This is a genomic window from Planotetraspora sp. GP83 (genome assembly GCF_041262585.1).
Taxonomy (GTDB): Bacteria; Actinomycetota; Actinomycetes; order Streptosporangiales; family Streptosporangiaceae; genus JAOEGB01.
On record NZ_JBGCBZ010000012.1, the window covers coordinates 91,084 to 111,221 of the forward strand.

Annotated in this window: 13 protein-coding genes; 4 read left to right on the top strand and 9 right to left on the bottom strand. The window is 69.9% G+C overall.

Translation table 11 applies throughout. The features are described from left to right. Positions 1 to 91: 91 nt before the first annotated feature. From ABH927_RS18435 to glgP, 9 genes are all read right to left on the bottom strand, one after another. Positions 92 to 604 (bottom strand): YbaK/EbsC family protein, encoded by a 513-nt coding sequence (locus ABH927_RS18435; protein WP_370023090.1) that lies wholly within the window; start codon positions 602 to 604, stop codon positions 92 to 94. After that, positions 605 to 2,170, bottom strand: coding sequence for a flavin monoamine oxidase family protein (locus ABH927_RS18440; protein WP_370023092.1), 1,566 nt, complete (start codon positions 2,168 to 2,170; stop codon positions 605 to 607). 170 nt (positions 2,171 to 2,340) lie between these two features. Then, positions 2,341 to 3,183 (bottom strand): M55 family metallopeptidase, encoded by an 843-nt coding sequence (locus tag ABH927_RS18445; protein ID WP_370023094.1) that lies wholly within the window; start codon positions 3,181 to 3,183, stop codon positions 2,341 to 2,343. Further along, positions 3,180 to 4,409 carry a DUF6395 domain-containing protein gene (locus ABH927_RS18450; protein WP_370023096.1) on the bottom strand — a complete coding sequence of 410 codons (1,230 nt, stop codon included), beginning with the start codon at positions 4,407 to 4,409 and terminating at the stop codon, positions 3,180 to 3,182. The genes ABH927_RS18445 and ABH927_RS18450 overlap by 4 nt, the downstream gene beginning before the upstream one ends. A 6-nt stretch (positions 4,410 to 4,415) precedes the next feature. After that, the gene (locus ABH927_RS18455) at positions 4,416 to 4,847 is read right to left on the bottom strand and encodes a hypothetical protein (protein ID WP_370023098.1); all 432 of its coding nucleotides are present in this window, start codon (positions 4,845 to 4,847) and stop codon (positions 4,416 to 4,418) included. 277 nt (positions 4,848 to 5,124) lie between these two features. Then, positions 5,125 to 5,898, bottom strand: coding sequence for an enoyl-CoA hydratase/isomerase family protein (locus ABH927_RS18460; protein WP_370023100.1), 774 nt, complete (start codon positions 5,896 to 5,898; stop codon positions 5,125 to 5,127). A 46-nt stretch (positions 5,899 to 5,944) separates the two neighbouring features. Next, the gene (locus tag ABH927_RS18465; protein ID WP_370023102.1) at positions 5,945 to 7,042 is read right to left on the bottom strand and encodes a glycosyltransferase family 4 protein; all 1,098 of its coding nucleotides are present in this window, start codon (positions 7,040 to 7,042) and stop codon (positions 5,945 to 5,947) included. A 28-nt stretch (positions 7,043 to 7,070) separates the two neighbouring features. Then, positions 7,071 to 9,221, bottom strand: a complete 2,151-nt coding sequence (locus tag ABH927_RS18470; RefSeq protein WP_370023104.1) for a glycogen debranching N-terminal domain-containing protein — start codon at positions 9,219 to 9,221, stop codon at positions 7,071 to 7,073. Between the two features lie 154 nt (positions 9,222 to 9,375). Continuing rightward, positions 9,376 to 11,973 (bottom strand): alpha-glucan family phosphorylase, encoded by a 2,598-nt coding sequence (gene glgP / locus ABH927_RS18475; RefSeq protein ID WP_370023106.1) that lies wholly within the window; start codon positions 11,971 to 11,973, stop codon positions 9,376 to 9,378. A 619-nt stretch (positions 11,974 to 12,592) separates the two neighbouring features. Here glgP and ABH927_RS18480 point away from each other — a divergent pair. The 4 genes from ABH927_RS18480 (at position 12,593) to glgB (ending at position 20,096) form a co-directional block, all read left to right on the top strand. Continuing rightward, positions 12,593 to 14,686: an alpha-1,4-glucan--maltose-1-phosphate maltosyltransferase gene (locus tag ABH927_RS18480; protein ID WP_370023109.1), complete on the top strand. Its 2,094-nt coding sequence runs from the start codon at positions 12,593 to 12,595 to the stop codon at positions 14,684 to 14,686. Between the two features lie 30 nt (positions 14,687 to 14,716). Next, positions 14,717 to 16,462, top strand: coding sequence for a maltose alpha-D-glucosyltransferase (treS, locus tag ABH927_RS18485; RefSeq protein ID WP_370023111.1), 1,746 nt, complete (start codon positions 14,717 to 14,719; stop codon positions 16,460 to 16,462). Continuing rightward, positions 16,459 to 17,838: a maltokinase N-terminal cap-like domain-containing protein gene (locus ABH927_RS18490; protein WP_370023112.1), complete on the top strand. Its 1,380-nt coding sequence runs from the start codon at positions 16,459 to 16,461 to the stop codon at positions 17,836 to 17,838. Before treS ends, ABH927_RS18490 begins: the two co-directional genes overlap by 4 nt. Before the next feature lie 86 nt (positions 17,839 to 17,924). Continuing rightward, positions 17,925 to 20,096, top strand: a complete 2,172-nt coding sequence (gene glgB, locus ABH927_RS18495; RefSeq protein ID WP_370023114.1) for a 1,4-alpha-glucan branching protein GlgB — start codon at positions 17,925 to 17,927, stop codon at positions 20,094 to 20,096. Positions 20,097 to 20,138 lie beyond the last annotated feature (42 nt).

Here is a 20,138-nt window from a genome sequence, read left to right on the forward strand (position 1 = left end):
CCGACTAAAACACCGTCCATGAGTGAACCATCGCGCCACATTCCTGCTAAGCACAACGTCAGGGAACGGGCCACGGTTTCCCAAATGGTGGTCACATCGTCAGGGCGAGGACCTCCGCGCCCGTCGCCGCCACCAGCGCCTCACCGGAAAGTCCCAGCTTGGAGCGGCGAACGCCGCTGCCGATCACCACGAAGGGCCGCCGGGTCACATTTTCGTCAACGAGGACCGGCCACTCCGGGGGAAGCCCGATCGGCGTGATCCCGCCGTACTCCATTCCGGTCATCTCGACCGCGTCGGCCTGCGGGGCGAACGACGCCTTCCGGGCGTCGAGGTGCCGCCGGATGACCCCGTTCACGTCGGCGCGATCGGTGGCGAGCACCATGACCGCGGCGTACCGCGTCTCGCCGCCCCGCTTCCCCGCGACGATGACGCAGTTGGCCGAGTCCTCCATCGCTACGCCGTACCGCTCGCAGAACGCGGCCGTGTCGGCCAGCTCCGGGTCGATCTCCGCGACCTTGGCCTCTTGCGCCGACGCCACGGCCTTGGCCACCGGCTCCGCGAGCAGATCGAGCCTGTCCGCGGCCGGAACCCAGTCGAGTGGCATTCAGCCCTCCTTCAACACGCGCTCGTGCAGTTGCGTGACCACCTTACGGGCGGACTCCAGGGCCCCGGCCTGCCAGGCGATCAGATGGGTGAGCCAGTCTCCCGCGAAATAGACACGCCCGGCGGGCCCCTGGAGAAGGCGGAACCCGCTCTCGTAGGACGGCCAGGCCACCCATGCGCCCTCGATGTGGGGCTGGTTCCGCCACGCGATCGACACGCTGGACAGCAGCTCGGCGCGGTACTTGCCGCCGTGGATCCGCATGCCCCGGTCGATCGCCCGGCTCTGCCGCTCGGCGTGCTTCAGCCGGGCGTAGGCGTCGGCGTCGGACCCCAGGTTGTAGTAGCCGACGACGAGCCCCCGCGGGCCGTGGAAGCCGTACGACGGGTACCAGATGTGGGAGATGTCCATGTCGGTCTCGGTGATGCCGCCGTAGATGCGGTCGTCGGTCTCCCACCAGCGCCGGCCGTACTCCAGTCCGATCTTGCCCGCGGACACCGGCTGGGGAGTCCGCAGCGCGCCGGTCACCTGGGCGCCGAGGTTGCCGGGGATCCGCGCCAGGACGTGGGGCGGCAGGGCGGCCACGCAGTAGTCGGCCGTCGTCGAACCGCCGCTGTGCGTGATCTCGACACCGCCGGGCACATTGGTGATCTTCTTGACCTCGACGGAGGTCTGGATCCGGTCGCGGCCCACGGCGTCGGCGAGCTTGCGCGCGATCGCGTCCATCCCGCCCACCGGCTGGAACATCGGCATGGCCTGCTCGAAGCTGAGGGGGAAGGCCACCGAGCGGCCCAGGCCGTATCCCAGCACCTCGGAGACGGCGGGCGGGGGGCCGAGGAGCACGGGGGCGTCCGCGCCGGGGTTCGCCTGGAAGCCCCTGCGCTCGGATCCGCTGTAGGCGAAGCGCTCCCCGATGTCCCCGAAATCCGACAGGAAGTCGAGCAGTAACTCCTTGTCGCCGGAGGTGAGCCGCTTGTCGAGCGCGCCGTCGTTCGTGGCCTTCGCGAGGAGCTCGCTGATGTACCCGTAGGTGTCGGCGCGGGCCGTGCGGGCGCGGACGGGGGCCTTCATCCCGGCGTTGTAGACGTACGCGCTGGGGTTGTCGTTGACGAACAGCTCGATGGGGACGCCCAGCTCGCGGCAGTAGTCGAGGGTGACCATCCACTGGGCGATGCGGGCGGGCCCGGCGTTGAAGTAGACGCCGTCGCCGAACCGCGCCTCCTGGGTCTCCCCGGAGAGCTCGGTGAGCCGGTCGCCGCCCCGGAGGGTGAGGCTCCGCCCGCCGGCCCGGTCGCGCGCCTCCAGCACCGTGCAGTCGTAGCCCGCCTTGCCCAGCTCGTAGGCCGCGGCCAGCCCGGCGACCCCGGCGCCGAGGATCACGACCTTGGCCGCTCCCCTGCCCCGGAGGGCGAAGTCGGAGCGCTGCGGGGGCGCGTAGTCCTTCTGCTGCCGGTCGGGGGCGAGCCCGAGGGCGCCCATGGCGGCGTACATCGCGCCGGCGCCGCCCGCCACGCCCACCCCCACGAGTAACGCCCGCCGCGTCACCCCCCCACCCTCGGTGGTGATCATGCACACCTTCCCGCACACCCGGCCCGACCGGCCCACCCCTCGGCCGTGATCATGCACACCTTCCCGCTCGGCCGCCCCGATCAGCCCAGACGCACGCTGTGATCATGCACCACCTCCCTGACACCCGCTCCTACCAGCACCAACGCAAGTCGTGATCATGCAGGGCCGCGTCAGCCGTACACGCCGCTGTCGCACGAGATCCGGCCGCCGATCATGGAGAAGAGCCCGAAGAGCGCCATGATCTCGTGGTAGTCGTCCGTGGTGAACTCCGTGTCCCTCGGCCCGACCTGCTTGACTCCCGGCACGATCGCGCACGCGGCCGCGATGGCCGTGGAGTTCCACTCCACCCCCAGCGTGTACGGCGGAGCGACCACGTAGGGCCGGAAGTCGGCGAGCCTGCCCACGGCCTGGGCGGCGGCCTCGCGGATCTTCCGCTGGGCGACGATCGGGGGCAGCAACTCGGCGGCGAACCGGTCGATGCCCTTCTTGACCGCGACCGTCTCGACGTCGCCGAGCAGCTCGCGCGCCTCCTCGCAGACCGCCTCGTCCCCCGTGACGAGCGCCACCGGCACGCCGAGCGAACCGGCGAACCCGGCCACCAGCCGCGTCTCGCCGCAGATCTCGCCGTTCAGGTAGACGTTCTGGATCTCCTTGCCCATCCAGGTGTGGTTGAGCACGCCGTGCTGGACGCCCGCCCGGGCGTGATACCCGGCGAAGCACGCCGCCGCGAAGTCACGCGACAGCCCCTGCCCCATCCGGTGCGGCTTGCCCGGCCCCCTGATCAGGGTCGCCCTCGGGTCGATCAGGTCCACCCTGAGGTTCTTGGTGGATCCGTGCGCGTCGTTGACCAGCACGGCGTCCGCCCCGCCGTCGAAGGCGCCCTCGACGACCGCGTTGGCGTCCCCGGTCATGAGCTCGCAGCCGCGCTCGTAGCCGCGGCCGCCCGCGTGCATCTCCTCGGGGTCGGTCAGGCCGGTCACGCCCTCCATGTCCACCGAGAGGTAAATCTTCATCCTGCCCCCCATGTCTCCACCCGGCGCGCGTCGTCCGAGGTCATCAGGCCCACGTTGTCCACCATGTAGGCCTCGACCTGCTTGCGCCATCGCTCGGGGATCTCGCCGATCGCCGGAGGGTAGCAGCGCTCCAGCCAGCGGGTGGACTCCTCGGTGGCCCCCAGGTGCTCCGCCGCCCTGGCGAACGGCGTGTTCTCGATGCCCGGCACGTGCGCGCAGCCGTACTCGATCATCTCCTGACCACCGTACGGCGGCGGCTCCTGCCACCGGCGGGCGACTCCGCTGCCGGCGGTGAGGGAGGTCCGGAGCGGGCGCCGCTCGACGGCCGCCTGGATCAGCTCCTTGTACAGGCACTTGCCGCACTTCCCGCACGGGCCGTCCCCCGACCCGCGCAGGCACCAGCGCACCTGGTCGCGCAGCTCGGAGCCGAGCGCGATGCGCATCGTGACGGCCTCGCTGACGCCGCCGACGGGCAGCACGACCGGCAGCCCGGCCGCGGCGAACAGGCGGCCCCACGGACCCTCGGCCGACCACATCGGGTTGCCGGGCGTGAACCGCAGGACGTACCGGTCGCCGCCCAGCCACCGGGAGCCGAGCTCGTAGCCGAACGCGAGGCCGCCCAGGTCCATGTCGTCCGCGAGCAGGAGCGCCCCGGCGGCGACGGCGTGATGCTCGGGGTAGCCCGGCCGAGGGAAGTCGAGCACGAACTCCAGGTCGGAGCGGACGATCGTCACGTCGCGGCCCGTCTCCCGCGCGAGGCGCGCCAGCACGTCGGAGCGGTAGTGCGTCCAGCGGTTCGGCACGCGGGGGTGGCTCACCCTCTCGAAGTGGACGAACGGGGCGTCGGGGAAGACGTCCGCCACCGCCATCGAGTCCGCGCCGCCGCTGTAGGAGATCGCCAGGCGGGTCCCCTCCCGCGCCTCCTCGCCGACCGGCCCGGCGTCCACTCCCCAGCCGGCGCGGAACGCCTCGGCGAGCCCGGCGGAGATCGGCCGATCGAAGGTCACCCTCCGCCTGGTCCACGGCGCGGCCACCGTCCACGCCGCCACGGCCAGCAGGTCCGGATGCGCGTACGGCTCTCGCGTGCGCGGGAGCCGTACGTGACAGGTGTTGGTGCGCAGTTCGAGACGCTGCCCGTCGGCACAGGTCCCCGTGGTCTCGTCCTCGGGGTCGAGAAGGAAGGTCAGCCGCCAGACGCCGGCGTCAGAGGTCCACTCCACGCGCATGGCGACCTACCCCACGGGCCCGGCGGTGGGGACCTGCTCCATGTGCGCGCCATCGGGCGCGCGCTCGGCCTGCCCGTCGCCGGGCAGCCGGGCCGACAGGCCGTCGATGGCCTGCCAGATCCGCACCTCGTTCCGGAGCACCGTGTCGAGCGCCTCGGCGGTCTCGGTCGCCAGCCGGTGAGCCTCCGCGACCCGGGGGTCGGAGCCGCCCTTGACGGCGGAGGACGGCCGGCCCGTCCCGGTCTGCACCGCCTGCCACAACCGGTCCACCTCGCCGCGCAACGCCACGACCTCCCGGCGGAGCATCTGGATCTCCCACAGGGTGTCCTTGATGTCCTGCCGGTGGTCGGTCTTGGTGACATACCGCGCGTCCGTCCGGGACCGTACGGCCCGGCGAAGGCGTGAGGGAGCCAGTGCCCGCATGACCAACCGCATCATGGATCGCCACGATAGCCGCAATTCCCGACGCCCTCGCACAGATCGGACTACGCGGCCCCGGTGGGGATGCCGACAGTGCGTCTCCAGGTTTCGGAACGCCTTGACATGCATGACGAGGGTGCGCCCGCCGAACGGACACCGCGTGATCACCAAGAGTGTCGGCGCTGATCAGACCGCGTGCGATGGAATCCATGCATGATCACGATCCGGAAACCCCACGTCCCCGAGCTTCCCGGGAAACCCTGCATGATCACGGCGGTTTCAGCGGCCGGTGAACTCACTTGCCGGAAAACCTCGGGTGGCGCTTCTCGGCGAAGGCGGTCATGCCCTCTCTGGCGTCCTCGGTGGCGAACAGGCCGGAGAAGTGGAGCCGCTCGATCTCCAGCCCGGTGTCGAGATCGACCTCCAGCCCGTGGTCGACCGCGAGCTTGGCGGCCCGGACGGCGGCGGCGGGACCGCCCGCGAAGGTCGCGGCCAGCTCCAGCGAGGCCGTGTAGACCTCGCCATCGGGGACCACCCGGTCCACCAGCCCCATGGCGAGGGCCTCGGCCGCGTCGACGTGCCGTCCGGTGAAGATCAGGTCCTTGGCCCTGGCCGGTCCGACGAGCCGGGGCAGGCGCTGAGTCCCCCCGGCGCCCGGGATGATGCCGAGGGTGATCTCCGGCTGACCGAGCTTGGCGCTCTCCCCCGCGACCCGGAAGTCGGCGCACAGCGCGAGCTCGCAGCCGCCTCCGAGGGCGTACCCGGTGATCGCGGCGACGACCGGCTTGCCGATCCGGGCCACGGCGGTGAAGCAGTCCTGCAGGACACGGGAGTGGACGGACATGTCCGCGTAGGACATGACGGCCATCTCCTTGATGTCCGCTCCCGCCGCGAACACCCGCTCGCCGCCGTAGAGGATCACCGCGTTGACGCCGGGGTCGCCGTCGACGAGCCGGGCGGCCTCGGCGATCTCCTCCTGCAACTGCCGGTTGAGCGCGTTCATCTTCGGCCGGTCCAGCCGGATGGTCGCGATCTGGTCGGCGATCTCCACGCTGACGAACTCACCCATGACACCATCGTCCTTCCACCGGCCGGTCCTGTAACACTGGCTCGGCTCACGATAGATCAGCGGCCACCGGCAACAGGTGCCGGGGTTTTCGGACCTCCGCCGACGAGATCACCTTGCGGTAGACGCGCTCGTATCCCTCGACCATCACCGAGACGTCGAAATGGCGGGCCACGTGGGCACGCGCGGCGGCGGGGTCGAGCTCACCGGCGGCCTCGATGGCGGACGGCAGCTCCGGCGGCTCGTCGCGGACGAAGCCGGTCACGCCGTCCACGACCAGCTCGGGCACGGATCCCCTCTTCAACGCGACGACCGGCGTGCCGCAGGCCATGGCCTCGATCATGATCATGCCGAAGGGTTCCTCCCACTGGAGGGGGAACACCAGGCAGCGGGCCCTGGAGAGCAGCTCGCGCTTGAGGCCGGCGTCGGCCTCACCGAGGTATTCCGCTCCTGGGCCGAGCAGCGGCTTGACCTCTTTCTCGAAGTAGACCCGCTCCACGTCCTCGCTCTGCTTGCCGGCCAGGAGGATGCGGCGGCCCGCCGCCCGCGCGGCCTCGATCGCCAGGTGGGCGCCCTTGTCCGGGTGGAACCGGCCCAGCCAGAGAACCCAGTCCTCCTTGCGGTCCACGAACGGGAAGGTGTCCACGGCCACCGCGTTGTGCACGCGGCCGGCCCAGTTCAGGTCGGGGGCGTGGGCCCGCTGCGCCCAGGAGAGGGCGACCAGCGCGACGGTCGTGCTCAGCGCCCGGTAGAACTCCCCCATGTCGCCGGTGACCGGGCCGTGGCAGGTGACCACCGTCGGCGCGGACCTGCCTCGGGCCCCGAGAGGCCCGGCCAGGGAGTGATCATGGATCACGTCGGCCCGGAGGCCCTCCAGGAACCTGTCGGCCTTGGCCGCGTGCGCCACCTCGGGGATCGGGTCCCCGATGCGCTCGGAGGGGGGCTGCTCGTACGTGCGCAGGTCGACGCCGTCGCCCGCGCCGATCAGCGTCACGCGATGACCTCGCCGGGTCAGGCCGAGGACGAGGTCGGCCGTCATCGACTCGATGCCGCCGTACCCTCGCGGCGGGATGTCGTACCAGGGGGGTGCCACCATCGCGACGTGCAGCGCGCCGGATGAGCCGCTTTTATCGTCTGTCGCATCCATCGGGACCTCCAGATCGTGTGTCCCCCGGCTACCCGTGATGTCCTATGAGCATGCTGACCGGCGGGCGGGGCTCGAGATGCACCTCGATGCCCTCGGGCACCCCGCTGATCGTCGTCTCGCCGTTCTCCCGGACCAGGAGATCGACGCGGGCGCCGGCCAGCGGCAGTCCGGTGATCCGCAGGTCGCCGAGTTCTTTCGGTAGTGCCGGCGCCGCCCACGCCTGGCCGTACGGGATCCACGGATCAAACCGCAGCAGCGAGCGGACCACCTGGATCGGGGCCGCCGCCGCCCACGCCTGCGGCGAGCAGGACGTGGGGTACGGCACCGGCACGGGAAACTCCTTCCTGCCGAAGCCGCAGAACAGCTCCGGTAAGCGCCCGCCGAACGCCTCGGCGGCGTCCAGGAGGCCCATGGAGACCCGCTGGGCCTCCGTGACAAAGCCGTAGCGGATCAGCCCGGACACGATCAGAGCGTTGTCGTGCGGCCAGACCGACCCGTTGTGGTAGCTCATCGGGTTGTAGGCGCCCATGTCCGACCCGAGGGTGCGGACGCCGAAACCGGTGAACATCTCGTCGGACAGCAGATGGTGGGCGACGGACTCCGCCTTGTCCTCGTCCACGATGCCGGTCCACAGGCAGTGGCCCATGTTGGACGCCAGGCTGTCGATCGGCCTGCCGTCGCCGTCGAGGCCGATGGCGTAGTAGCCCCGGTCGGGCAGCCAGAAGCGCTCGTTGAACGTCTCCCGGATGAGGCCGGCCCGCTCGACGCACTTGCGCTCGGCCTCGTGGTCGCCCATCTCGTGGGCGAAGTGCCCGCGGGCGATGTAGGCGGCGTAGACGTAGCCCTGCGCCTCGGCCACGGCGATCGGCGCGCGGGCGATGGTCCCGTCCGCGAAGGTGATCCCGTCGAAGGAGTCCTTCCAGCCCTGGTTGACCAGGCCCTGGTCGGTCATGCGGCGGTACCACAGCAGGCCCTCGCAGGGGCCCCGGCGCATGCCGTAGTCCTCGATCCAGGACAGCGCCGCGTCGGCGGCCGGGAGCAGCCCCTCCACGGCCTCGCGGTGGATGCCCCAGCGGCGCAGCTCGCCGAGCAGCATGACGTAGAGCGGGGTGGCGTCGACCGAGCCGTAGTAGCAGGCGCCGCCATGGAGTGAGGCGCCTGTCGGCACGCCGAACCGCAGCTCGTGGAGGATCTTCCCGGGCTCCTCCTCGGTGAGCGGATCCTCCGTGGTCCCCTGGAGCCTCGCCAGGCGGCGCAGGGTGCCCAGGGCCAGCGACTGGTCGAGCGGCAGGGCCATCCACGAGGTCAGCAGGGAGTCGCGGCCGAACAGCGTCATGAACCACGGCGCGCCGGCCGCGATCGTCGGGGGCTCGTCGGGACGGTCCGGCTCGAACAGCCTCAGCGACCCCAGGTCCTCCCGCGACCGCCTGAGCGCCTTGGCGAGCCCGGCATGCGTGGTGATCAGGCTGGGACTCTGCCGGTGCCAGTCGGCCAGGCGCACCGCCGGCTCGGCGTGGTCGACGGGATGGAGCTCCGAGAACCAGGCCTGCGACTCCTCACCGTCGATGATCGGGTTCACCTGGACGGTGGTCTTCCACTCGCCCCGCGCCGGGACGACCACCCGGAAGGACAGCAGGCCGGGCACGGCGAAGGAGTCCCTCGCCGTGATCGTCACGCCGCGCGACCGGCTCGGGGAGAAGATCCGCAGGCCGCTCCCCGTCGGGACCATGTCCACATCCGGGATGTGGGTGACCCGGTCCGTCTTCACCTCGAAGAGGTCGGCCACATCGGACGCGAGATGGACGTCCACCACGCAGCCCGCCGGCTCGTTCGAGAGGTTGCGCAGCGTCACGTCCTCGCGGACGCCTCCGCCGACATAGCGGTCGCGCACCACCATCAGGGTGCTCTCCGCGCGCCCCGGCCTCGGCCGCGTCCGGCCGAGGAACACGGCGTGGTACGGCTCGGCCCCCATCACCTGGAGCGGCTCGACCGGCACATCGTCGACCCTGAGCTCCCACCGCGACAGCAGCCGGGTGTCGGCGTGGTAGACGCCCTGGGGGCCGCCGGGAGTGATGTCGCCGTTCCGCGCGGAGACGCAGAACGAGTTGCCCTCGATCAGCGTCACCGTGGTGGCCCCCAAAGCGGCCGGCTGGCCCTGGAAGGTCCACGCGCTTCCCATTTGATCACTCCCCCAAGTGTCGGCGGTCCGGGTGTCCTCTCCCCATGTCCAGAACGCTCATGCGGGACACGCGTGCCGGATGCCCAGTCTGCACGCGCGGCCCGGATGCCCGTACTGGGCGCGCGGACCGGGCGCGAGTCCTACCCGTTCAGTCCTATCGCAGCGTGCCGTTGGTCATGCCGACGGGCTCCTCCGGTACGGCGATGAGCCCGAGCTCCGCCGGAGAGGCCATCAGCGGGTGGAACGGCACCACGCGGACCGTGTAGCCGAAGGCTCCCGTGCGGTCCAGCGGCAGGACGCCCGTGTAGTAGCCCCGGCCGTCGTCGTCGACCGAGTCGGCCTTCAGCGTCGCATAGGTGGGAGCGATCAGCTCGTCGTGCGCCCCGACCCGGCCATAGGCGGCCTGGACCTGGAGGTCGTCCGGAGACAGCTCGCCGAGCGCGATCGTCGCCCGGATCTCCAGGCGCGCCCCCAGCTCGGGGGTGTCCCCGATCCCGGCGGCCTCGACGTGCTCGACCCGGACGCCGGGCCACGCCTTGCCGGCCCGCAGCTTCCAGGCGGCGAACTGCCGGGCGTTCTCGAAGTTGTCGGCCGCGAGCGCGCCGGCGGACCGGGCGGCGGGGGTGTAGAGGTCCACGACGTAGTCGCGGAGCATGCGCCCGGCGAGCACCTTGGGGCCGAGCGAGCTCAGCGTGTGCTTGACCATCTCCAGCCACCGCCGGGGCAGCCCGTCGGCGGCCCGGTCGTAGAAGCGGTCGGCGACCTCGCGCTCGATCAGGTCGTAGAGGGCCGCCGCCTCCAGCTCGTCACGGCGCTCCGGATCGGCCACGCCGTCGGCGCTGGGGATCGCCCACCCGTTGTTTCCGTCGTACCACTCGTCCCACCATCCGTCGCGGATGGAGAGGTTGAGGCCGCCGTTGAGCGCCGCCTTCATGCCCGAGGTGCCGCAGGCCTCCAGCGGTCGCAGCGGGTTGTTCATCCACACGTCGGAGCCGGTCACCAGGAGCTGGCCGAGCGCCATGTCGTAGTCGGGGAGGAAGGCGATGCGGTGCCGCACCTCCTCCTGGTCGGCGAACCGCACGATCTGCTGGATGAGCTTCTTGCCGCCCTCGTCGGCCGGGTGGGCCTTTCCGGCGATCACGATCTGGACCGGCTTGTCGGGGTCGAGGAGGAGCTTCTTGAGCCGGCCCGGGTCGGAGAGCATCAGCGTGAGCCGCTTGTAGGAGGGCACCCGGCGGGCGAACCCGATGGTCAGCGCGTCCGGGTCGAGCGCCTCGTCGGCCCAGCCCAGCTCCGCCTCCGTGGCGCCGCGCTCCCGCCAGGACCGCTTGATCCGCTTGCGCGCCTCGGTCACCAGGCGGGCCCGCAGCCTGCTGCGGATGGCCCAGATGTCGGCCTCGGAGAGCTTCTGCACGCCCTCCCAGCCCTGGGTCTTGTCGATCAGCGCGGGCAGCTCCTTGCCCGCGAGCTCCATGACCTCGCGGCCCACCCACGAGGGGGCGTGGACGCCGTTGGTGATCGACCCGATCGGCACCTCGTCCACGTCGAATCCCGGCCACAGCCCCTGGAACATCTCCCGGCTGACATGGCCGTGCAGCTCCGACACGCCGTTCACCCGCTGGGCGAGCCGCATGCCCATGACGGCCATGTTGAAGACCGCCTTGTCGGCGTCCACGCCGTCGGGCTCGGCGCCCAGCTCCAGGATCCGCTCGACCCCCACGGTCGGCCAGGCGTTGTCCCCGCCGAACTGCCGGGCGATCATCTCCGCCGGGAACCGGTCGATCCCGGCCGGGACGGGCGTGTGCGTGGTGAAGACCGTGCCGGCGCGGACGGCTTCGAGGGCCTCCTCGAAGGACAGGCGCGCCTCGGTGAGCTCACGGATGCGCTCCAGGCCGAGGAAGCCGGCGTGGCCCTCGTTGGTGTGGAACACCTCAGGCTCGGGGTGGCCTGTGATGCGGCAGTACACCCGGAGGGCGCGGACGCCGCCCACGCCCAGCAGCAGCTCCTGCATGAGCCGGTGGTCGCCCCCGCCGCCGTAGAGCCGGTCCGTCACGTCCCTGGCCGCCGCGTCGTTCTCCGCGACGTCGGAGTCGAGCAGCAGCAGCGGCACCCGGCCGACCTGGGCCACCCAGATCTGGGCGTGCAGCGTGCGGGAGCCCGGCAGGCCGATCCGGATGCGGGCCGGCGAGCCGTCCTCCTCCCGGAGCAGCGTCAGCGGCAGGCCCCCGGGGTCGAGCGACGGGTAGTGCTCAAGCTGCCACCCCTCGGCCGACAGCGACTGCGAGAAATAGCCGTGCCGGTACAGCAGGCCGACGCCGAGGATGGGCACGCCGAGGTCGCTGGCCGCCTTCAGGTGGTCGCCGGCCAGGATGCCGAGGCCGCCCGAATACTGCGGCAGTGCGGCGGCGATGCCGTACTCCGGCGAGAAGTAACCGATCGCCGCGGGCGCGCCGTCGAGCGACTGGTACCACCGGGGGGCGGTCATGTACTCGCGGAGGTCGTCGGCCGCGTCCGCCAGCCTGCGGAGGAAGCGCCGGTCCTGGGCCAGCTCGCGCAGCCGGTCGGCCTCGACGGCGCCGAGCAGCGCGACGGGGTCGTGATCCACCCGCTCCCAGACCTCGGGGTCCACCTCGGCGAACAGGTCCAGGGTCTCCGGGTGCCACGACCAGCGGAGATTCTGGACCAGCTCGCCAAGTGCCGCGAGCGGGGCGGGAAGAACGGTGCGTACGGTGAACCTGCGGATTGCTCTCACGGGGCCAGACCCTAGTTACTCAGCGCCACGACGCGCGACCGGAACACTCTTGTCCGCCCAAGGATGTCCGCCGGCGCGACAGTGCCCTGGGCTTTCCTGCATAGCGCTCTCACCACTTACAAACCGGCTCAAACCTCACCAAACTACACTCGTGCTGGTGATGCCAAGCAAGATCGTACGGCTTGCCTTCGTCAATGATCGTTCTCCTCGGAGCGACGAACCAAACACGGCGCGCGGTCTTTCATCCGCACGGGTAAGAGGGGACTATTAGGGCAACCCCTGTAAGAGCGATGAGCAGGCCCCTCAACGGGTCTCTCCTTGTGCTGTCCGGAACCGGCACAACCGGAGCATCACCAAGATCAGCACAACCAGCCCAACCAGAAGAACCAGTACAGATCAGCAGTGTCAGGTTGAAGACAGCCGAATCTGCCCGTGGAACCACGTGAAGGTAGAACCGATCGGGGAAGTGGGCATGAGAGCGCTGACAAGACCGGCGATCTCAAGAGGGATGAGATCGCCCGATAAGACGGCGATCTTCCGTGAGGCCGCCGATAAAGAAGATCAATTTTTGGGCCGAATTCCGGCGGCACCGGGTGTGCCGTCGCTAACTTGAATGACGATGATCGGAAGAATCCCAATCCAGGACATCCACCCCGTCGTCGAGTGCGGGCGCCTGCCCGCGAAGGCCGCGGCCGGTGAGACCTTCGAGATCAGCGCCATCGTGTTCCGGGAGGGACACGACGCGGTGGCCGCCGGGGTCGTGCTGATCGACCCGAGCGGGACGCCGGGGCGGCTGATGCCCATGCGCGAGGTCGCGCCGGGCACCGACCGGTGGAGCGTGGAGGTGCACCTGCCCGACGAGGGGCTGTGGCACTTCCGCGTGGAGGCGTGGAGCGACCCCATCGCCACGTGGCTGCACGACGCGGGAATCAAGATCCCGCGCGGCCTGGACGCCGACCTCATGTGCGAGGAGGGCGCCCGGCTGTTCGATCGGGCGGCGAGAGCCGTACGGGCGGCGGACTGCCGGAGCGCGAACGGCGGCCAGGCGTGCGGCCACCGGAGCGCGCTGCAGGCGGTCGCGGCGAAGCTGCGCGATGACGACGTGGACCCGCGCGCCCGCTTCGCGGTGACGCAGCTCCCCGAGACGGCCGCCCTGATCGCGGCGCATCCGCTGCGCGACCTCGTCACGCGGTCCGGCAGGAACCGGATCCGGGTGGACCGGCGGCGGGCGCTGTTCGGGTCCTGGTACGAGTTCTTCCCGCGCTCCGAGGGCGCCGTGGTGCCGCCGGCTGTGGGCGCCGGAGCCACGACGGGCGGTGTCGCATTTGATGCAGAGGCCGTCGCCCCCAAGTCCGGAAATTTCCGGACTGCGACGAGGCGGCTGCCGGCCGTCGCGCAGATGGGGTTCGACGTCGTCTACCTGCCGCCGATCCACCCGATCGGCACGCAGTTCCGCAAGGGGCGCAACAACACCCTCACCCCCGAGCCGTACGACCCCGGATCGCCGTGGGCGATCGGCTCGGAGGACGGCGGGCATGACGCGATCCATCCCGACCTCGGCACGTTCGAGGACTTCGACGACTTCGTGGCCCGGGCGAGAGAGCTCGGCATGGAGATCGCCCTCGACCTCGCCCTCCAGTGCTCCCCCGACCACCCGTGGGTCAAGGAGCACCCGGAGTGGTTCAACATCAGGGCCGACGGGACCATCGCGTACGCCGAGAACCCGCCGAAGAAGTACCAGGACATCTACCCCCTGAACTTCGACAAGGACCCGGAGGGGATCTACGCCGAAGTGAAGCGGGTGGTCCGGCTGTGGATGGACCACGGCGTGCGGATCTTCCGGGTGGACAACCCCCACACCAAGCCGGTGAGCTTCTGGGAGCGGCTGCTCGCGGACATCGGCGCCACCGACCCCGACGTGCTGTTCCTCTCCGAGGCGTTCACCCGCCCCGCGATGATGCGGGCGCTCGCGAAGGTCGGGTTCCACCAGTCGTACACCTACTTCACCTGGAAGAACTCCAAGCCCGACGTGGAGGACTACCTGGCGGAGCTGTCCCACGAGACGTCGCACTTCCTGCGCCCGAACCTGTTCGTTAACACCCCCGACATCCTCCACGAGTACCTTCAACATGGAGGCGTTCCGGCGTTCAAGATCAGAGCGGTCCTGGCCGCCCTGATGGCGCCGAGCTGGGGCGTCTACGCGGGATACGAGCTGGCGGAGAACGTGGCCGTCCGGCCCGGCAGCGAGGAGTACCTCGATAGCGAGAAATATCAGTACAGGCCGCGTGACTGGGCGGCGGCCGAGCGTGAGGGCCGGAGCCTCGCGCCCTTCATCACGCGCCTCAATTTGTTGAGAAGAGCCCACCCGGCGCTCCAGGAATTGCGTAACCTACGGTTCCATAGCGTCGACCAGCCGGACCTGATCTGCTTCTCCAAGCGACTGCCCGGCGCCTACGACACGGCCACACGACGGCACGGGCTAGGCGATGTTGTTCTGGCCGTCGTCAACTTGGATCCGCATAACACCCGCGAGGCGACTGTCCGGCTGGACATGCCCGCTCTCGGTCTCGACTGGCAAGCCGAGTTCGTCGTGGACGACGAACTGTCGGGCGAGTCGTACCGTTGGCGGCAGGCCAACTACGTGCGTCTCGACCCGCATGTCAATCCCGCACATATCTTCACGCTCCGCCACGGGTCAGCGCACCGCCCGTGAGCGCAGCCCTGCACAACCGGGGAGTCACAGGTGAGCTCGACACCTCAGCCCACACCTCAGCCCAGCGCGAACCAGCCCATCCCGAACACCTTCACGCACGAGAAGCCACGGGACCAGCACTGGTACAAACGGGCTGTCTTCTACGAGGTGCTTATCCGCGGCTTCGCCGACTCGAACGGGGACGGCACCGGCGACATCCGCGGCCTCATCGACAAGCTGGACTACATCCAGTGGCTCGGCGTCGACTGCCTCTGGCTGCTGCCGCTGTACGAATCCCCGCTCCGCGACGGCGGCTACGACATCGCGGACTTCATGAAGATCCTCCCGGACTTCGGTGATCTGGGCGACTTCATCAGGCTCGTCGACGAGGCGCACAAGCGCGGCATCCGAGTGATCGCCGACCTGGTCATGAACCACACGAGCGATCAGCACCCCTGGTTCCAGGCCTCCCGCAAGGACCCCGACGGGCCGTACGGCGACTTCTACGTGTGGAGCGACACCGAGGAGAAGTACCAGGACGCCCGGATCATCTTCATCGACACCGAGTCGTCCAACTGGACCCACGACCCGGTCCGGGGGCAGTACTACTGGCACCGCTTCTTCCACCACCAGCCGGACCTCAACTACGAGAACCCGGCCGTGCAGGACGCGATGCTGGAGGTCCTGCGCTTCTGGCTCGACCTCGGCATCGACGGCTTCCGGATGGACGCCATCCCCTACCTGTTCGAGCAGGACGGGACCAACTGCGAGAACCTCCCCGAGACCCACGCCTACCTGAAGAGGGTCCGGGCCGAGATCGACCGCCTCTACCCCGACCGCGTGCTGCTGGCCGAGGCCAACCAGTGGCCGGCCGACGTGGTGGAATATTTCGGCGACCCTGTCACCGGCGGTGACGAATGCCACATGGCGTTCCACTTCCCCCTGATGCCGCGCATCTTCATGGCGGTCCGGCGGGAGTCCCGCTACCCGATCTCGGAGATCCTCGCCCAGACGCCCAAGATCCCCGAGAACTGCCAGTGGGGCATCTTCCTGCGGAACCACGACGAGCTCACGCTTGAAATGGTCACCGACGAAGAGCGCGACTACATGTACTCGGAGTACGCCAAGGATCCGCGGATGCGGGCCAACGTCGGCATCCGCCGCCGCCTCGCCCCGCTGCTCGACAACGACCGCAACCAGATCGAGCTGTTCACCGCCCTGCTGATGAGCCTGCCGGGCTCGCCCGTGCTGTACTACGGCGACGAGATCGGCATGGGCGACAACATCTGGCTCGGTGACCGCGACGGCGTCCGCACGCCGATGCAGTGGACGCCCGACCGCAACGCGGGCTTCTCCGACTGCGACCCCGGCCGCCTCTACCTGCCAGTGATCATGGACCCGATCTACGGCTACCAGGCGATCAACGTCGAGGCCCAGCAGAAGAGCGCCAGCTCCCTCCTGCACTTCACGAAGCGGATGATCGAGATCCGCAAGCGCCACCCGGTGTTCGGCCTGGGCGACTTCACCGAGCTGAACTCCTCCAACCCGAGCGTCCTCGCGTTCGTCCGCGAGCTCGGCGACGACCGGGTGCTCTGCGTCAACAACCTGTCGCGCTTCCCCCAACCTGTCGAGCTCGACCTGCGCAGATTCGAGGGATCGATGCCCGTCGAGTGCATGGGCGGAGTTCCTTTCCCCCCAATCGGCGAGCTTCCGTATCTTTTGACGCTTCCGGGGCATGGGTTCTATTGGTTCACACTGCCCGTACCCCCGAGGGCGGTCGGCACGAAGGAGGAGTGACGACTTCACTTCAGGAGCTTCTCGCCGGCTGGATCACCGGACAGCGGTGGTTCGCCGGCAAGGGGCGTGCGATCGATGACCTGTCCGTCGAATCCCTGACCGAACTGGACATGGGCGACTCAGACACGGGCGGCTCAGACACGGGCGACCCGCGGCTGGTCCACCTCATCGTGTCCGTACGGCAGGGCGAGCGCAGGACGCGCTACCAGATCCCGGTCGGCCTGCGGACGGACCTGCCGGACCGGCTGAAGCACGTCCTCATCGGCTCCTGTGACTGGGACGGCCGCGAGCGGCAGGCGTACGACGCCGCCCACGACGCGTCGCTGACGTCCCGGTTCCTCACCGGTATGGACTCCGGGCTGCGTGCGCACAGCCTGGGGTTCCACCACGCGCCCGGCTCCACCATCGACACCTCGCAGCGCAGCCTCGTGCTGACCGCCGAGCAGTCGAACACGTCGCTCGTCTACGGCGACAGATACATCATGAAGCTGTTCCGCCAGCTCAGCCCCGGAACCAACCCGGAGCTCGAGGTGATCACCGCGCTGGCGGCCGCCGGGTCCACCCACATCGCCAAGCCGTACGGCTGGATCGAGACCGAGCTGGACGGCGAGCCGACCACGCTGGCCATCATGCAGGAGTATCTGACGAACGCGGGCGAGGGCTGGACGATGGCCCTCACCAGCGTGCGGGACCTGTACGCGTCCCCGCCCGGCCTCGCGGCGGAGGACGCGGGCGGCGATTTCGCGGCGGAGGCGTTCCGGCTCGGCACGGCCACCGCCCAGGTCCACGGCGAGCTGGCCGAAGCCTTTCCAACCGGCGTCATCGAACCGCCGGAGATCAAGCGGATGACCGAGCGGTTCCGCCGCCGGCTGGACAGGGCTGTGGCCGAGGTGCCGGCGCTGGCCCACCACGCGCACGTGGCGGCCGAGGCGTTCGACCGGATGGCGGACCTCGACCACGAGGTCCCGGTCCAGCGGGTCCACGGCGACTACCACCTCGGCCAGGTGATGCGCACCCCCGCCGACTGGATCGTGCTCGACTTCGAGGGGGAGCCCGGCCAGCCGCTCGCGGAACGCCGGGCGCTGGACTCGCCGTTGCGGGACGTTGCGGGGATGCTGCGGTCGTTCGACTACGCCGCGCGGCATCTGCTGGCCGGCCATCCGGGCGCCGAGTCGCTGGAGAAACGGGCGCAGGAGTGGGCCACGCACAACCGGGCGGCCTTCCTCGCGGGATACTCGGAGGGCGGCGGCCGGATCCGCGGCCGTGACGCGGTCCTCCTCCGGGCGCTGGAGCTGAGCAAGGCGGTCTACGAGGTCGTCTATGAGGCGCGCAACCGCCCCTCGTGGCTCCTCATCCCGCTCTCCGCGTTCAGCTGAGGCGTCGGCCGAGCGGATCTGTTGGCATGTCGGACGGCACCGAGGCTTCAGGGCTTTGAGGCGTTTTTGAAGGCAGGGTAAGGCACATGGATTTGGACCGGCTCGCAGGCGGCGCGCACCACGACCCGCACTCGATACTCGGCGCCCATCCGGGCCCCGACGGCGTGACGATCAGGACGTTGCGGCCGTTCGCCGAGAAGATCGAGGCGCTGGTCGACGGCGAGACGCACGAGCTGGCCCATGTCGCCTTCGGAGTGTTCGAGGTGACCCTCCCCGGAATCGACAAGATCCCCGACTACCGGCTGCGGATCACCTACCCGGGGGCCGAGCCGTACGAGACGGGAGACCCGTACCGGCACTGGCCGACGCTTGGTGAGATCGACCTGCACCTGATCGGCGAGGGGCGGCACGAGCGGCTGTGGGAGGTGCTCGGCGCGCGGGTGCTCCGCCACGAGGACACCGACGGCACCGCCTTCGCCGTGTGGGCGCCGAACGCCCAGGGCGTGCGGGTGATCGGCGACTTCAACCACTGGAACGGCGGGGCGCACCCGATGCGCTCGCTCGGCCGGTCGGGCGTGTGGGAGCTGTTCATCCCCGACATCGGGCCGGGCGCCCCGTACAAGTTCCAGATCCTCGGCATGGACGGCGTGTGGCGGGAGAAGGCCGACCCGATGGCCCGCCGCACCGAGGTGCCTCCGGCGACCGCCTCCATCGTGGAGCGGTCGGACTATGGCTGGCGGGACGACGAGTGGATGGCGGCCCGGCCCGCCCGCGACGCCCTCGCCGAGCCGATGAGCACCTATGAAGTGCATCTCGGCTCCTGGCGGCCCGGCCTGTCCTACCGGGAGCTCGCCTCCGAGCTGGTGGCGTACGTCAAGGACATGGGCTTCACGCACGTGGAGTTCCTGCCGGTGGCGGAGCACCCGTTCGGCGGGTCGTGGGGCTACCAGGTGACGTCCTACTACGCCCCGACGTCGCGCTTCGGCTCCCCCGACGACTTCCGGTATCTGGTCGACGAGCTGCACCAGGCGGGCATCGGGGTGATCGTCGACTGGGTCCCGGCGCACTTCCCCATGGACGAGTGGGCCCTCGCCCGCTTCGACGGCACGCCGCTCTACGAGCACGCGGACCCGGCCCGGGGCGAGCACCCGGACTGGGGCACCTACGTCTTCGACTTCGGCCGCCGGGAGGTCCGAAACTTCCTGGTCGCCAACGCCGTCTACTGGCTCAGGGAGTTCCACGTCGACGGGCTCCGGGTCGACGCCGTGGCGTCGATGCTCTACCTCGACTACTCGCGCCGTGAGGGCGAGTGGACGCCCAACGTCTACGGCGGCAGGGAGAACCTGGACGCGATCGAGTTCCTCAAGGAGATGAACGCGGTCAGCTACCGCGAGGCCCCCGGGATCGTCACGATCGCGGAGGAGTCGACCGCGTGGCCCGGCGTGTCCCGGCCCGTGCACCTCGGCGGGCTCGGCTTCGGCTTCAAGTGGAACATGGGCTGGATGCACGACACGCTCAACTACCTGGCCCACGAGCCGATCTTCCGGCAGTACCACCACCATCAGATGACGTTCTCCCTGATGTACGCCTACTCGGAGAACTTCGTGCTGCCGCTCTCGCATGACGAGGTCGTGCACCTGAAGGGGTCGCTCCTGGCCAAGATGCCCGGCGACGAGTGGCAGCGCTTCGCGGGTTTGCGGGCGCTGTACGCGTTCATGTGGGCGCACCCGGGCAAGCAGCTTCTCTTCATGGGCGGCGAGTTCGGCCAGGGCTCCGAGTGGTCGGAGGCGAAGGGCCTCGACTGGTGGGTGCTCGACTTCGACTTCCACCAGGGCGTGCAGCGCCTGGTGAAGGACCTGAACCGGATTTATCGTGAAACGCCCGCCCTTTATTCGCAGGACTACACGCCGGACGGGTTCCGCTGGATCGACGCCGACGACGCGCCGGGGAACGTGTTCTCCTTCCTGCGGTCCGGCTCGGACGGCTCGGTCCTGGCCTGCGTCGCCAACTTCTCCGGCGGCCCCCATGAGGACTACCACCTCGGCCTGCCCTTCGGCGGCACGTGGGAGGAGGTCCTCAACACCGACGGGTACGAGTACGCCGGCAGCGGGGTGGGCAATCTCGGCTCGGTCGAGGCGGTGGATGTCCCCCGTCACGGCCTGCCGTACTCGGTCAGGCTCCGCGTCCCGCCCCTGGGCGCCATCTGGCTCAGGAACCCCGGCACGGCCGACGACATCCCCGCCACCGAGGAGAGTTGACGCCGCGTCGGCATCATGCTTGGGCGCGAAGAATTTCGGTTC